This is a genomic window from Phytopseudomonas argentinensis (assembly GCF_900113905.1).
GTDB lineage: Bacteria > Pseudomonadota > Gammaproteobacteria > Pseudomonadales > Pseudomonadaceae > Aquipseudomonas > Aquipseudomonas argentinensis.
The window spans coordinates 1541116-1555277 of sequence record NZ_FORC01000001.1; the positions used below are offsets into that span (position 1 = coordinate 1541116).

General features: G+C 62.5%; 11 protein-coding genes and 1 tRNA gene. 9 read left to right on the forward strand and 3 right to left on the reverse strand.

What is annotated here, in order from left to right; all coding sequences use genetic code 11:
• Positions 1-3471: a response regulator gene (locus tag BM154_RS06995; protein ID WP_074881618.1), complete on the reverse strand. Its 3471-nt coding sequence runs from the start codon at positions 3469-3471 to the stop codon at positions 1-3.
• A 369-nt stretch (positions 3472-3840) separates the two neighbouring features.
• Between BM154_RS06995 and BM154_RS07000 the strand changes: the two genes are divergently transcribed.
• From BM154_RS07000 to BM154_RS07035, 8 genes are all read left to right on the forward strand, one after another.
• On the forward strand, positions 3841-4236 hold the full coding sequence (locus BM154_RS07000) for a response regulator (protein WP_074881621.1): 396 nt from the start codon (positions 3841-3843) through the stop codon (positions 4234-4236).
• Between the two features lie 270 nt (positions 4237-4506).
• Positions 4507-5280 (forward strand): ABC transporter ATP-binding protein, encoded by a 774-nt coding sequence (locus BM154_RS07005; protein ID WP_074881622.1) that lies wholly within the window; start codon positions 4507-4509, stop codon positions 5278-5280.
• A 17-nt stretch (positions 5281-5297) separates the two neighbouring features.
• Entirely contained in the window at positions 5298-6050 is a 753-nt protein-coding gene (locus tag BM154_RS07010; RefSeq protein WP_074881623.1) for an ABC transporter substrate-binding protein, read from the forward strand.
• A gap of 46 nt (positions 6051-6096) precedes the next feature.
• Positions 6097-6792, forward strand: coding sequence for an ABC transporter permease (locus tag BM154_RS07015; protein ID WP_074881624.1), 696 nt, complete (start codon positions 6097-6099; stop codon positions 6790-6792).
• Positions 6789-7478 carry an ABC transporter permease gene (locus BM154_RS07020; RefSeq protein ID WP_074881625.1) on the forward strand — a complete coding sequence of 230 codons (690 nt, stop codon included), beginning with the start codon at positions 6789-6791 and terminating at the stop codon, positions 7476-7478. The genes BM154_RS07015 and BM154_RS07020 overlap by 4 nt, the downstream gene beginning before the upstream one ends.
• A gap of 33 nt (positions 7479-7511) precedes the next feature.
• On the forward strand, positions 7512-8741 hold the full coding sequence (locus BM154_RS07025; RefSeq protein WP_074882425.1) for a methyltransferase: 1230 nt from the start codon (positions 7512-7514) through the stop codon (positions 8739-8741).
• 290 nt (positions 8742-9031) lie between these two features.
• Positions 9032-9107 (forward strand) — tRNA-Thr (locus BM154_RS07030).
• A 684-nt stretch (positions 9108-9791) separates the two neighbouring features.
• Positions 9792-10298, forward strand: coding sequence for a hypothetical protein (locus tag BM154_RS07035; protein WP_074881627.1), 507 nt, complete (start codon positions 9792-9794; stop codon positions 10296-10298).
• A 41-nt stretch (positions 10299-10339) separates the two neighbouring features.
• Here the strand turns inward: BM154_RS07035 and BM154_RS07040 are convergent, their stop codons facing one another.
• A complete protein-coding gene (locus BM154_RS07040; protein WP_074881628.1) occupies positions 10340-11362 on the reverse strand; it encodes a phage portal protein in 1023 nt (340 codons plus the stop codon).
• Positions 11362-13122, reverse strand: coding sequence for a terminase ATPase subunit family protein (locus BM154_RS07045; RefSeq protein WP_074881630.1), 1761 nt, complete (start codon positions 13120-13122; stop codon positions 11362-11364). The genes BM154_RS07040 and BM154_RS07045 overlap by 1 nt, the downstream gene beginning before the upstream one ends.
• A gap of 157 nt (positions 13123-13279) precedes the next feature.
• Here BM154_RS07045 and BM154_RS07050 point away from each other — a divergent pair, with 157 nt between their 5' ends.
• Positions 13280-14122, forward strand: coding sequence for a GPO family capsid scaffolding protein (locus BM154_RS07050; RefSeq protein ID WP_074881631.1), 843 nt, complete (start codon positions 13280-13282; stop codon positions 14120-14122).
• Positions 14123-14162: the final 40 nt, after the last annotated feature.

Sequence of the window (14162 nt, forward strand, 5' to 3'; positions counted from 1 at the left end):
TCAGATGCGCTCCAGCTTCGGCAGCCACACGCGGATCAGCGAGAACAGCCGATCCAGGTCGATGGGCTTGGCCAGGTAATCGTTGGCACCGGCCTTCATGCACAGGTCCTGATCGTCCTTCATTGCCTTGGCGGTCACCGCGATGATCGGCAGCTTGCGCCAGCGCGGGTTCTCGCGGATGCGCCGGGTAGCTTCGTAGCCATCCATTTCCGGCATCATCACGTCCATCAGCACCAGGTCGATGTCGCTCACCGCCTCGAGCTTTTCGATGGCTTCACGACCGTTGCGAGCGACCTCGACCTGGGCGCCCTTGTGCTCCAGGGCACTGGTGAGGGCGAAGATGTTGCGCACGTCGTCGTCGACCAGCAGCAGGCGCCGCCCCTCGAACACGCGATCACGGCTGCGCGCGGTCTTGAGCATGTTCTGCCGCTCGCTGGAAAGCTCCGACTCGACCATGTGCAGGAACAGCGTCACCTCGTCGAGCAGGCGCTCGGGCGAGCGCGCGCCCTTGATGATGATCGAGCGCGAGTACTTGAGCAGCTCGGCTTCCTCGGCGCGGGTCAGGTTGCGGCCGGTATAGACGATTACCGGCGGGAAGCAGCGGATCTCCTCGCTGCCCATGCGCGCCAGCAACTCGTCGCCCTGCATGTCCGGCAGCTTCAGGTCGATGATCATGCAGTCGAAGATGTGGTGGCGCAGTTGCTCCAGGGCCTGTTCGCCGAACTCGACGGCAACGATCTCGATATCGTCGTCGCCGATCAGCCGGGCGATGCTGTCGCGCTGCAGCTTGTCGTCCTCGACCACCAGCACGCGACGCATCTTCTGGGTCAGGCGCGCCTCCAGCTTGCTGAACACGCCCTTGAGCTGGTCGCGGGTGGCCGGCTTCTGGGCATAGCCCACGGCGCCCATGTGCAGCGCCGCCTCGGCCATGTCCTCGACGGAGATCACGTGCACCGGAATGTGCCGGGTGCCGGGGTTTTCCTTGAGGCGCTGCAGCACCGACAGCCCGGAAACGTCCGGCAGGCGCATGTCCAGCAGGATGGCGTCGGGGTGATGACTGGTGGCCAGGTCCAGGCCATCCTGGGCGCTGTGGGCGACCAGGCAGCGGTAGTCCAGCTCGTGGGCCAGGTCATAGAGGATGTGGGCGAACTGCGGTTCGTCCTCGATCACCAGCACGCTGCGCCCACCGAGTACCGACATGCCGCGGTCATCGGCGAAGGTCGGCACGATACGCACGGCCTCGTCCGCTGCCGCCTGCGGGGCAATGGCAGGCACCGGGCTGCGCGCCGGCGCAGCCGGCTCCGCGACTGGCAGCACCAGTTCCTCCTCCGTCGGCGAATAGGTCAGCGGCAGCACCAGGGTAAACACGCTGCCCTCGCCCGGCGCGCTGGACACGCTGATCGACCCACCGAGCAGCGCCGCCAGGTCGCGGGAAATCGACAGGCCCAACCCGGTGCCGCCAAAGCGGCGGTTGGTAGTGCCATCGGCCTGGCGGAAGGCCTCGAAGATGTAGTCCTGCTGTTCCTTGGCGATGCCGATGCCGCTGTCGCGCACGGCGAATGCCACGCCACCGTCGACCTGGCGGACGGTCAGGCTGACCTGCCCCTGCTCGGTGAACTTGATGGCGTTGGACAGCAGGTTCTTGAGAATCTGCTCGACGCGCAGGCGATCGGTGTACAGCGAACGTGGCAGATCGTCGGCGACGTCGACGCTGAAGCCCAGCTGCTTCTCCGTGGCCAACGGCTGGAAGGTGCTTTCCAGGCTCTGGGCCAGGCGCACCACGTTGGCGTTTTCCGGGCGCAGGTCGAGCTTGCCGGCCTCGACCTTGGAGATGTCGAGGATGTCATTGATCAGGTTGAGCAGGTCGTTGCCAGCGGAATAGATCGAGTCGGCGAACTTGACCTGCTCGGCATCCAGGTTGCCCTTGGGGTTGTCGGCCAAGAGCTTGGCGAGGATCAGCGAGCTGTTGAGCGGGGTGCGCAGTTCGTGGGACATGTTGGCCAGGAACTCGGACTTGTAGCGGCTGGCGCGCTGCAGTTCTTCGGCGCGCTCCTCGAGCTGCTGCTGGGCCTCGCGCAGGGCGTGGTTGCGATCGTCGAGGGCATCGCGCTGCATCGACAGCTGCTCGTTGCTCTGCTCCAGCTCCGCCTGTTGGGTTTCCAGGTGTGCCTGGGACTCCTTGAGCGCCCGCGACTGCTCTTCGAGTTCCTCGTTGGCGGTCTTCAGTTCTTCCTGCTGGACCTGCAGCTCTTCGTTGAGCTGCTGGGTCTCGGCGAGAATTTCCTGCAGGCGGTGACGGTAGCGGGCCGCTTCCACCGAGGCTCCGATGCTCGGCGCGACCTGCTCGAGAAACTCGCCATCGCGCTGGCCCAAGCGGCGCAGAAAACCGAGTTCGATCACGCCATTGACGTCGCCGTCGTTATAGATGGGCAGCAGCGCCACCACCAGCGGCTCGCCATTGCCCAGCCCCGAGCAGACCTTGAGGTAGTCGGCTGGCAACTTATCGAGGACCAGCATGCGCCGGTCATGGGCGACCTGACCGACCAGCCCCTCGGCGCTGTAGAACGACTGCTCGGCGGCCTCGTGCTCGCGGCTGAAACCATAGGTCGCGACGCGCCGCAGGTTGCCGTGCTCCTCGCGCACGTAAAGCGCCCCCACCACCACACCCAGGTGGCTGGCCAGGAACTCCAGCGTATTGCGGCCCAGCACTGGCAGCGCCTGCTGGCCGATCAGCCGCTCGGCCATCTGCGTCTGGCCGTTGCGCAGCCAGGCCTGGGCCTGCAGGCGCTCGTTGTGTTCATCCTGTTTCTTGAGGATGGCACTGTAGGTGTCCGTCAGCCGCATCAGCTCACGACGGCCGAAGATCGCCAGCCCGCCGCTGAACAGCAGCGTGAACAGCAGGAACAGGCCGATGGTGATGGTGGCGGTGTTGCTGGCCGCATCGTTGCGCTCCTTGCGCAGGCGCTGCTCCTGGGCGATGAACTCCGCGTATTCGGCGCGGATGGCGTCGGTCAGCTGCTTGCCACGACCGTCCCGTACCGGGTCGAGGAAGTTGCCGCCGTCGCGCTTGGCGGCAATGGCGCTCTGGGCGAAGGCGGTCCACTCGTCCTGCAGCGCGGCGATGCTACGCAGGCGGTCGACCTGCAGCGGGTTATCGGCCACCAGCTCGCTGAGAATTTCCATCTCGGCGCGAACGCGCGGCTTGGCAACCTCGTAGGGTTGCAGAAAGCGCACGTCGCCGGACAGCAGATAGCCGCGGAAGCCGGTCTCCTGATCGATGGACAGTTTCAGCCCTTCATTGGCGTTGTTGAGCACACGGTCGGTGTGCTGCACCCAACCCAGCACATTGAGCAGGTAGCCGATCAGGGTCACGAAGAAGATCGCACTGACCACGCCTACGCCCAGCGGCAAGGCGACATTGCGCCTGAGAATGCGCTTGAAGCTGTTCTCGTCGATAGAACTGTTGGTCATTGCGGATCCCTGGCTGTGTTGGGCTAATACATGAATGCATGGTTATTTGGCGAACGGCGGATGGTAATGCGCCACCAAGCGTTAATCCAATGATCAGCACTCAGTTGCCCGCGCGCTTGGATCGCGCACAACAGAACGAGGTTCGAGTTATTTTTTTGCGAGCACGTCGACAGGGCGTCGCCCATGCGCCGCAACCTTTGAATACGTATTTTTCAGCCGAGCGGCCCACTCGCGATGCAGCCCACAGCCAAATTTCGTGCCATGCTAGGCGACCTGCCGCATAAGCGGCCAAGAAACGCGAACTGCCGGCAGGCCAACCGCCCGCCGATCCGGCCGCCGTTTCACCATCCTTTATCGAGGTAATGCCGTTTGTCAGACCTAGCTCCCAGCACGCCCACCGCCGGCCAGCGCATCCTTCTGGTGGAAGATTCCGACGTGGTGCGCATGCTCACCGTGGAAGTGCTCGAAGAGCTCGACTACTGCGTGATCGAAGCGGGCGAAGCACAGCAGGCGCTGCAGATCCTGCGTAGCGACGAGCACATCGACCTGCTGATGACCGACATCGGTCTGCCCGGCATGAGCGGCCAGGAACTGGCGGTGGCCGCCCGCCAGCTGCGTCCCGACCTCAAGGTGCTGTACGCCAGCGGTTACGCCGAAAGCATCGAGATCGACAAGAGCGAGCCGGCCAGCCGCACCTCGATCATCGGCAAACCGTTTTCCCTCGATGCCCTGCGCGACAAGGTGCAGAGCATGCTCGACAGCTGACACGCCAGATCCGGCTCGGCCAAATGGCCTGCTGGCACTGGAATTGCGTCGCGGATATGAGTAGGGTGCGCGTCTTTTTTCACTCTGCAGCCCGATTGCCTGCCATTTGCGGCGGGGCGACACCGGGCTGTGATGATGCGACACACCTGCGGCCGTAACGGCAACGGGCCAGCAGCGACCTTGGCGCCCCCAGGTGCCTATGCTAGGTTTGCTGCCCACAGCCCTGCCACACACGGATTCCATCCGCATAAGAATTAAGAGGACTGCTCGATGGCTGAGGCCACGCCCGCGCTGGAAATCCGCAACCTGCACAAACGCTACGGCAACCTCGAGGTGCTCAAGGGTATTTCCCTCACGGCACGCGACGGTGACGTGATTTCCATTCTCGGCTCGTCCGGCTCGGGCAAGTCGACCTTCCTGCGCTGCGTCAACCTGCTGGAAAACCCGCATCAGGGCCAGATTATCGTGGCCGGGGAGGAGGTCAAGCTCAAGGCGCAGAAGAACGGTGAGCTGGTGGCGGCCGACAACCGCCAGATCAATCGCCTGCGCAGCGAAATAGGTTTCGTGTTCCAGAACTTCAACCTCTGGCCGCACATGACCGTGCTCGACAACATCACCGAGGCGCCGCGCCGCGTGCTCGGCAAGAGCAAGGCCGAAGCCCGCGAGATCGCCGAGGCACTGCTCGCCAAGGTCGGTATCGCCGACAAGCGCCACGCCTACCCCAATCAGCTTTCCGGCGGCCAGCAACAGCGTGCGGCGATCGCCCGCACCCTGGCCATGCAGCCGAAGGTTATCCTGTTCGACGAGCCGACTTCGGCCCTCGACCCGGAAATGGTACAAGAAGTGCTTACTGTGATCCGCGCGCTCGCTGACGAAGGTCGCACCATGCTGCTGGTGACCCACGAAATGAGCTTCGCCCGCCAGGTCTCCAGTGAAGTGGTATTCCTGCATCAGGGCGTGGTGGAAGAACAGGGCACTCCGGATCAGGTGTTCGACAACCCGACCTCTGCGCGTTGCAAACAATTCATGTCCAGCAATCGTTAAACACGGAGCAATCACGCATGCATAGCTATAAAAAGATTCTGCTGGCAGCTGCCGCCACCCTGGCTTTCGGCACCAGTGCCGTCGCTGCTGACAAACTGAAGATCGGCACCGAAGGCGCCTACCCGCCCTTCAACCTCATCGACGCCAGCGGCCAGGTCGGCGGCTTCGACGTGGAAATCGGCCAGGCCCTGTGCGCCAAGATGAAGGCCGAGTGCGAAGTTGTCACCTCCGACTGGGACGGCATCATCCCGGCCCTGAACGCCAAGAAATTCGACTTCCTGATCGCCTCCATGTCGATCACCGAGGAGCGCCAGCAGGCGGTGGACTTCACCAACCCGTACTACACCAACAAGCTGCAGTTCATCGCGCCGAAAAGCGCCGACTTCAAGACCGACAAGGCCAGCCTCAAGGGCAAGGTCATCGGTGCCCAGCGCGCGACCATCGCCGGTACCTGGCTGGAAGACAACATGGATGGCGTGGTGGACGTGAAGCTCTACGACACCCAGGAAAACGCCTACCTGGACCTGGCCTCCGGCCGCGTCGACGGCGTGCTGGCCGACACCTTCGTGAACTGGGAATGGCTCAAGAGCGACGCCGGCAAGGACTTCGAATTCAAGGGCGACCCGGTGTTCGACAACGACAAGATCGGCATCGCCGTGCGCAAGGGCGATGCCCTGCGTGAGCGCCTGAACAAGGCCCTCGAGGAAATCGTTGCCGACGGTACCTACAAGAAGATCAACGACAAGTACTTCCCCTTCAGCATCTACTAAGCAGCCTGCCCGCGTCGCCTCTGGCGGCGCGGGCGCTTGAGTTTCCATGAATTTCGATCTTTCCGGATTCGGCCCGGCCCTGGCCGCCGGCACCCTGATGACCGTGCAACTGGCGCTCTGCGCGCTGTGCGTCGGTCTGGTGCTCGGCCTGCTCGGCGCCTTCGCCAAGACTTCGCCGTACAAGCCGCTGCAATGGCTTGGCGGTACCTATTCGACGCTGGTGCGCGGCGTGCCCGAACTGCTCTGGGTATTGCTGATCTATTTCGGCACCGTGGGCCTGATGCGCAGCCTCGCCGAGTTACTTGGCGTCGAGAGCCTCGAGCTGTCGCCCTTCGCCGCTGGAGTCATCGCCCTGGGCCTGTGTTTTGGCGCCTATGCCACCGAGGTGTTTCGCGGCGCCATCCTGGCCATCCCCAAGGGTCACCGTGAAGCCGGCCTGGCACTGGGCCTGTCGAAAGGGCGCATTCTCTGGCGCCTGGTGATGCCGCAGATGTGGCGCATCGCCCTGCCCGGCCTGGGCAACCTGTTCATGATCCTGATGAAGGACACCGCCCTGGTGTCGGTGATCGGCCTCAACGAGCTGATGCGCCGCTCGCAGATCGCCGTGACCGCCAGCAAGGAGCCCTTCACCTTCTATATGGTCGCCGCGTTCATCTACCTGGGCCTGACCGTCCTCGCCATGATTGGCCTGCACTTCCTCGAGAAGCGTGCCAGCCGTGGCTTCAAGCGGAGTGCGGCATGAACTGGGACGTCATCATCACCTGGCTGCCACGTCTGGCCCAAGGCGCCCTGCTGACCATCGAACTGGTCGCCGTGGCGGTGGTTACCGGCCTGATCCTGGCCATACCCACCGGTATTGCCCGTGCCTCGCGCCACTGGTACGTGCGCGCCGTACCCTACGGCTACATCTTTTTCTTCCGCGGCACACCGCTGCTGGTGCAGCTGTTCCTGGTCTACTACGGCCTCGCGCAGTTCGACGCCGTGCGCCAAGGCCCGCTTTGGCCGTACCTGCGTGACCCATACTGGTGCGCGGTGATCACCATGACGCTGCATACCACCGCCTATATCGCCGAGATTCTGCGTGGCGCCATCCAGGCCGTACCGCCGGGTGAGATCGAAGCCGCACGGGCGCTGGGCATGTCGCGGGCGCAAGCGATGCTGCACATCGTGCTGCCACGGGCGGCGCGCATTGGCCTGCCGGCCTACAGCAACGAAGTGATCCTGATGCTCAAGGCCAGCGCCCTGGCCAGCACCGTGACCCTGCTGGAGCTGACCGGCATGGCGCGCACCATGAACGCGCGCACCTACCTGCCGGTCGAGGGCTTCTTCGCCGCCGGGGTGTTCTACCTGTTGATCACCTTCGTGCTGATCAACGCCTTCAAGCTCCTGGAGCGCTGGCTGCGCGTCGACGCCTGCCAGGGCCGCTGAAGTGACGGGGCGCAAGCCTCGTCACCTTCCATGATGACCTCAGCCGAATCTCCCATGCCGCTCAGTGGCGCCGAACTGCTCCAGCGCTTCCAGGCGCTGGACGCTTTTCTATTCGCCCATCAGGCGCTGTGGAAACCCCGGCCATTCACCCACCAGATGCTGCCCTGGGAACACCAATATCCCGAACTGGCAACCTGGCTGCGCAGCCGCACTCTGGGGCAGGCCGAAGCCAGCCACAACCAGCCGACAACGCTGGACAGCGCACCAGCCCCCTTCCCCGAACTAGCCTTGCAGGCTGACCGCTTGAGCCAGATCGGAGACCTACCACAGCAAGCCTCAGCCGACTTGCCAGCCCGCTTCTCGGTGGATGTGCCCGGGCGTAAATGGCAGCAGATACGTGCATTCGGCAGCAGCCTGGGCTTCACCCAACAACCGCAGCACTGGCTGGACTGGTGCGCCGGCAAGGGCCACCTCGGCCGTGTGCTCGCCCACGGTGGCCACGAGCTGACCTGCCTGGAATACGATCCGGCCCTGGTAGCCAGCGGTGCAGCACTGAGCCAGCGCCTGGGGATAACCGCTCAACATATCGAGCAGGACGTACTTGCCGAGGATGCCGCCGCCCAGCTGCACGCCGAACACAGCCCCGTCGCCCTGCACGCCTGCGGCGACCTGCACGTGCGCCTGATGCAGCTGGCCAGCGCCGCAGGCTGTCGCCAGCTGGCCATTGCGCCCTGCTGCTACAACCGCGTGGCAGCAGCCGACTACCGGCCATTATCCACAGCCGCGCAGGGCTCGCCGCTGTGCCTCTCGCTGGATGAACTGGCCCTGCCGATGAGCGAAACCGTGACCGCTGGCAACCGCGTGCGCCAACAGCGTGACCAGTCCATGGCCTGGCGCCTGGCCTTCGACCTGCTGCAACGCGAGCTACGCGGCATCGACACCTACCTACCAACGCCCTCGCTACCACCAGCCTGGTTGAAGAAACCCTTCGCCGACTACTGCCGCGACCTTGCCGAACTCAAACAGCTGCCCATTGTGGGTGAGCGCGACTGGCAACGCCTGGAAGCGGCCGGCTGGCAACGCCTGGCCGAGGTGCGCAACCTGGAATTGCTGCGCGGCCTGTTCCGTCGACCACTGGAACTCTGGCTGGTGCTCGACCGCGCGCTGTACCTGCAGGAACAGGGCTATGCCGTGCGCCTCGGGCAGTTCTGCCCGCCCCATCTCACCCCGCGCAATCTCCTGCTGCTCGCCGAGCGGGCCTGAGTTGCGCACACAATCTGTGGATAACTCTGTTCACACAAGCTGGGCAACTGCTCTCAGGCCACTAGCCATAACGACCGACAAACGCTGATCACTTTTTGATCACATCTAAAACTTCATATAAAACAGCCGTTTGCCAAAACCGTGAAAGGGTGCGCAGAAGCTTTATAAAAAGTGGTCAGTTGCCCCGTATTCGCACAAGCCCAACTACCCCTGCCCGGAAAGAGCCGTAAAAAGCTGCCTTGCGCAGCTTTACTCATGCAAACGAATCGATATAATGGCGCCCCTCAAAAGCCGGTATAGCTCAGCTGGTAGAGCAACTGACTTGTAATCAGTAGGTCCCGGGTTCGACTCCTGGTGCCGGCACCATACAAAACAAGGCCTGCAGCGATGCGGGCCTTCGTTTCAAGGGCTTACACGTAACAAGCCACGTAACAAGGCGAGTGCGTGGAACGCTTCAACAAGCCCCACCCCTAAGCCAACCTCTGAATTTATGTTCAGGGCTGGGAAAAAGGTAATTTCGGTAATTTCCTTGTGCCGATAGCAAAAAGCCCTTTCCCGTCAATGGCTTAGGATGTCTTCTCAAAGGTAATAATAGGGTAACCATCAGGTAATTTTGTTACCTCTCTGGATGGTGATTTCTCGAGAAAATAAAACTCAATGAAATCATGCACTTAGACAAAAATTACCTTTCTGATTACCTTGAATTACCTCAGATGGTAACCGCTCAACCCCAGTAACAATGCGGGCTGCAGCGACGTTTCACAGGGCGATTACCAAAATTACCCTTTCCCGAAACCGCCTCTGAAATCCCCCCAGCCTTAGAGCCCCCTGACAGCCCGCTAAAAGCGTGTTGCCGTGCAGGGTTCCGCAGGTATTCCTCAATACAGAACACCGCAGCCAGCCCCCAGCCTAGGCCGCGTAGGCATGCCCGCGGGCGTGCAGAAAAAACGACCTATTTAGCGCCCAGGTGTGGTGGGGGGACGACTGCGCGCGCCGGGTGCTGTGATACGCAGCGACTATTTCCAACGAAACTGAACTGGAGACAGGCAGATGAAAATGCCAAAGCGCCAACGACCACCCTTGAGACTGATATTGAGGGCCGCAAGCGAAATCCCCCGGGCTATCGCCCTTGGATGCATACCCGTGCTGCTCAGTACGGAGACACAGGAGCAGTTCGAGAAGATATTCGAATGGCTACTGGCCGCTCCCCTTCTCGTGGACTACTACATGAAGCTGCTGATCGCATTCGGAGTGGTGGGCGTATGCACTTACCTGTGGCGCTTCGGCTCTAGCCGACACCAAACAGTTTGGGGGGCTATCCACCGATTTTTCGGTGATATAGGTGGAAGCCTTCTGACTGCGATACGCACAGGCCTTGGGGCAATCATGGGATTCATGTTGGTGTGGCCGTGGATGGAAGCTAAGACGCTGACTGTCGCCAACTACCTTGAAATGCTCTTCCTAATGGTCGTTTTGCTAGGTGTTTGCGTGTTGATATCGATACTTGAAGAGACGCTGCGTGATCCAAAGGAGATCTCACGTACGGGCAAAATCTAGGCAATAAAAAACCGCCTAAGGGCGGTTTTTTGGGCTTGGATTCATCTTTCTTCTGATGGAATTCGAAACTCATCGAAGCGCACCACCTCCTCCCCCAGCCACTCATTCACCTGCAGCAGCCTGGCCTGAATCGGCTCCAGCTCGTTCATCGCCCACACCTCAGCGGCGTCCCTAATCGAACCGAAGCCGCCGGCGTTCTGCGGCACGATGCCCATCAGCTGGGGTGGAATGCGCAGCGCGGCCAGCAGGTCGTCCCGGCTGATGTTCTTGATCGCCGCGAAGTCATCCTTGGCCGACACCTCGCTGATCGGTATCAGCTGGATGCCCTCCTTCTTCCCACCTGGTGCGTACATGAACAGGTTGCGGAAGTTGCCCGGCCCCTTGCTGTCCTTCATGGCCTGGCGCAGATCAGTGACGAACGACTCGTCCTGCACCGCGTCGGTCATGTACAGGATGAAGCCAGCGTGCGAGCCGTTCTGGTAGTACTTGCGCCGGAACAGCGTGGCCGACTCATTCAACAGCGCGCTCTGCAACGCCGCAAGCCACTCGGGCAGCCCATAGATTTCCTGGTTGATATCCGCCTCGCGCACATGGCACACCGTGCCGCGTCGGAATTCGTGTTCATCCTTCCAGCCGCGCACCTGGTAGTACTGGTCCAGGTCGGTACCGCGCCGCATGTACTTGGCCAGCACCGGCCGCAGCCCCAAGGTGCTGCGCAGCATGTTGTCGTGCTTCTCCAGGTAGGCATTGCCGAAGGTGCCCCAGTCCGTGGCGAACTGCTCGAACGCCTGGCGGCTCAGCAGCCGGTGCGGCTTGAAGGTGCGCACCAGCATGTTCCGGCGGAAATTCAGGCCCGACTGCAGATACACGCTCGCCCTGGTCGACCGTGCCAGGCCGTCCAGCGACATAGGCGGCTCGTACCACCGGCCATTGGTCCAGCACTCCAGATAATCCAGGATCTCCCGGCCATCGAGCACCGGCACCGGGTCGCCGAATGTAAACGCCTCGGCCCGTGCGCCCTGTCCACTCAATTGCAGGGCCTGTGCCCCTTGGTTATCGCTCATCAGCTGAACTCCATGATGGCCGTGTTGCTGGTGGTCTGCCCTTCCAGCGGCTCATTAATCAATGCGTGGAACAGCGCCCACGCCAGGTCGGCATGCCCGGTCGCATCGCTGCGCCCGGCCGTGTAGGTGAATTGGCGCCCGCTGGGCGTCATCGTTTTTCGGATGGCCATCAGCGCCTGGGCGACATCCGTCCAGCCGGCGTCGAATTCAAAGCGCCCCTTGCGGATTACGTCCCAGGCCTTCATCACCAGGCGGGTTTTCACTTCCGGGCTGTAGCTGAACGTGCGCAGGCTTGGAAAGAACTGCTTCACCAGCTGCGCGACGCCAGCGCCCATGCCCGTGGTGTCGATGCCGATATAGGTCACCCAGTAGCGCTGGGTGATCTGCTGGATAGTGCGAGCCTGGGCTTCGAAATCCATACCGCGGAACTGATGCTTCTCCACCAGCCGAAACTTGCCGCCCGGCACCAGCGGCGGCGCCACCACCACCAGGCCTGCCGTGTCGCCTGACTCGGCAGGGTCGTAGCCCACCCACACCTGGCGCTCGCCCAGCGGCCGCGGCGCGAATGGCTTGTAGTCCTCCCACACCTCCCAGCTGTCGACCATGCACGGCTGCAGCATCGTCAGCGGGAAGATGCTGTCGCCATCGTTCACGAACTGGCACATCAGCAGGTTTTCAAAGGCCTGGGCGTCGTACTCGAGGCGCAACTCGTCCAGGTCGAACAGATCGCACCCGCGAGCCTCTGCGTCCAGGATGGTCACGATCTGCCGCCAGATCCCGTCCTCGCACCGCCGCCCTTGCTGCAGCGCTTCGTGACTCACATCGATATTCAGGTGCTGCGCCGTGGGCTTGCCCTTGTTGTGCCGCTCGCCTGTCCAGTAAACGTACGCCGGGTGGGCCATGCTCGAGGGTGTCGAGAAGTACGTCTTGCGCCAGTGCTTGTGCAGGGCCATGCCCGAGGCGACCTTGTTGATTTCCTCGAACCCGTGCACCCAGAAGAATTCGTCGAAGTAGAAATTGCCGCTGCGCCCCTGCGCGGTGCGGAAGTTCGTACCCAGGAAGTGCAGCTCGGCGTTGTTCCACAACACGATGGGGTCGCCCGTCAGCTTCACCCCCAGCACCTCGTTCATGAACGACTGCATGTAGTTCTTGAACTGGTGCGCCTGCGCCTTGCTGGCCGATAGGAATATCTGGTTGCGTCCGGTGGTGATCGCATCGATCAGCGCCTCCCGGGCGAAGTAGTACGTCGCGCCGATCTGGCGCGACTTGAGCAGCATCCGGGTGCGCTGGTTGCCAGCGCGGTACCAGTCGAGCTGGTAGTCGAAGCACCCATCCTTGAATGCCTCGACCAGCGTTTCGATCTGCTCTTCGCTCAGCTCGTTGCGAACGGCCTGCTTTTTCGGCCCCTCATTGCGCTTGGCCAGGTTCGGGTTGAGCTCGCCTTCGGTGCCGCCATCCTGGAAGCGCTGGATGCGCGCCTGGCGCTCAAGCTGCCGATGCAGCAGGTCGATTTCCTTGAAGTCGCCGCCCGTCTTCCCGTCTTTCAGGATCAGCTGCACCAGCCGCGCTTCCAGCGCCCCGCCGATGCGCTCGACGTTATCGGCCCTGTCCCACTCGTCCCTGGTTTTCCAGCTGTGGACGGTCTTTTCCTTCTCGCCCAGGTAGTCGGCGATATCGGTGATACGCCAACCCGTCCAGTACAGAAATTTGGCCTGGCGGCGGGAGTCGGTGGTCGGCTGATAGGGAGCGGTAGTGTTCATGGCGCCGATGCTGCCGCCCGCGCGCGTAAGCCCCTATCGGCGGGCGTTGTAGCGCTCTTCCCTACAACCTCACGTCGTTGCCGCCGCTTCGCCCACTGCCGACCATGCCCTCAACGCGAAACCCGCCAACAGCGAACCGCACCGAGGATTCCCACGCATGTCCGCCACCGCCAAAAAACTCCGCTCCAAATGGACTCGCATCGCCACCGAAGGCGCCACTACTGACGGCCGCAAGATCGAGCGCAAATGGATCGAGCAGATGGCTGCCCAGTACAGCCGCAACACCTACGGCGCCCGCATCAACTGCGAGCACATCAAGTCGTATTTTCCGGGCAGTGAATTCGGCGCCTATGGCGACGTGGTTGCCCTGAAGGCCGAAGAAGTCGAGCTCCATGGCGAGAAGAAGCTCGGCCTGTTCGCCCAGCTCGAGCCCAACGACGCGCTGCTCGCCCTCAACAAGAAGGGCCAGAAGATCTACACCTCCATCGAGGTGCAACCGGAGTTCGCTGACACCGGCAAGGCGTATCTGGTCGGCCTGGCAGTCACCGACACCCCGGCCAGCCTGGGCACCGAAGCGCTCAGCTTCAGCGCTCAGCACGGCACCTTTGCCGGACGGAAACAGCATGCTGAAAACCTGTTCACCGCAGCCGCCGAAACCGCCCTCGACTTCGAAGAGATCGACGACACCCCCAGCATGTTCGCAGCCCTCAAGGGGCGCATGACCGAGCTGCTGAAACTGAGCAAGGACAAGGAAGGCAAGGACGCAGCCCACTTCGCCGAGCTGGGCGAAATGATCGGCGACCTCGCCGAGCACGGCGCCCAACAGGCCGAAGCCTTCAGCGCCGTGAAGTCCGCCCACGAACAACTCCAGGCAGACCACACCAAGCTGGCTGGCGAGTTCGCCGACCTGCTCAAGAAGCTGGGCGACACCCAAGACCATTCCCACAAACCGCGCCCCCCGGTCACCGGTGGTGATGGCGCCACCCTCACCGACTGCTGATCCCCACGGACAAGCCACACCCACGGAACACCGGAGAACC

Coding starts and splice junctions, on each gene's coding strand:
- BM154_RS07025 (WP_074882425.1), top strand. CDS start 7,512: ATGACCTCAGCCGAATCTCCCATGCCGCTCAGTGGCGCCGAACTGCTC.
- BM154_RS07035 (WP_074881627.1), top strand. CDS start 9,792: ATGAAAATGCCAAAGCGCCAACGACCACCCTTGAGACTGATATTGAGG.
- BM154_RS07005 (WP_074881622.1), top strand. CDS start 4,507: ATGGCTGAGGCCACGCCCGCGCTGGAAATCCGCAACCTGCACAAACGC.
- BM154_RS07015 (WP_074881624.1), top strand. CDS start 6,097: ATGAATTTCGATCTTTCCGGATTCGGCCCGGCCCTGGCCGCCGGCACC.
- BM154_RS07020 (WP_074881625.1), top strand. CDS start 6,789: ATGAACTGGGACGTCATCATCACCTGGCTGCCACGTCTGGCCCAAGGC.
- BM154_RS07050 (WP_074881631.1), top strand. CDS start 13,280: ATGTCCGCCACCGCCAAAAAACTCCGCTCCAAATGGACTCGCATCGCC.
- BM154_RS07010 (WP_074881623.1), top strand. CDS start 5,298: ATGCATAGCTATAAAAAGATTCTGCTGGCAGCTGCCGCCACCCTGGCT.
- BM154_RS06995 (WP_074881618.1), bottom strand. CDS start 3,471: ATGACCAACAGTTCTATCGACGAGAACAGCTTCAAGCGCATTCTCAGG.
- BM154_RS07045 (WP_074881630.1), bottom strand. CDS start 13,122: ATGAACACTACCGCTCCCTATCAGCCGACCACCGACTCCCGCCGCCAG.
- BM154_RS07040 (WP_074881628.1), bottom strand. CDS start 11,362: ATGAGCGATAACCAAGGGGCACAGGCCCTGCAATTGAGTGGACAGGGC.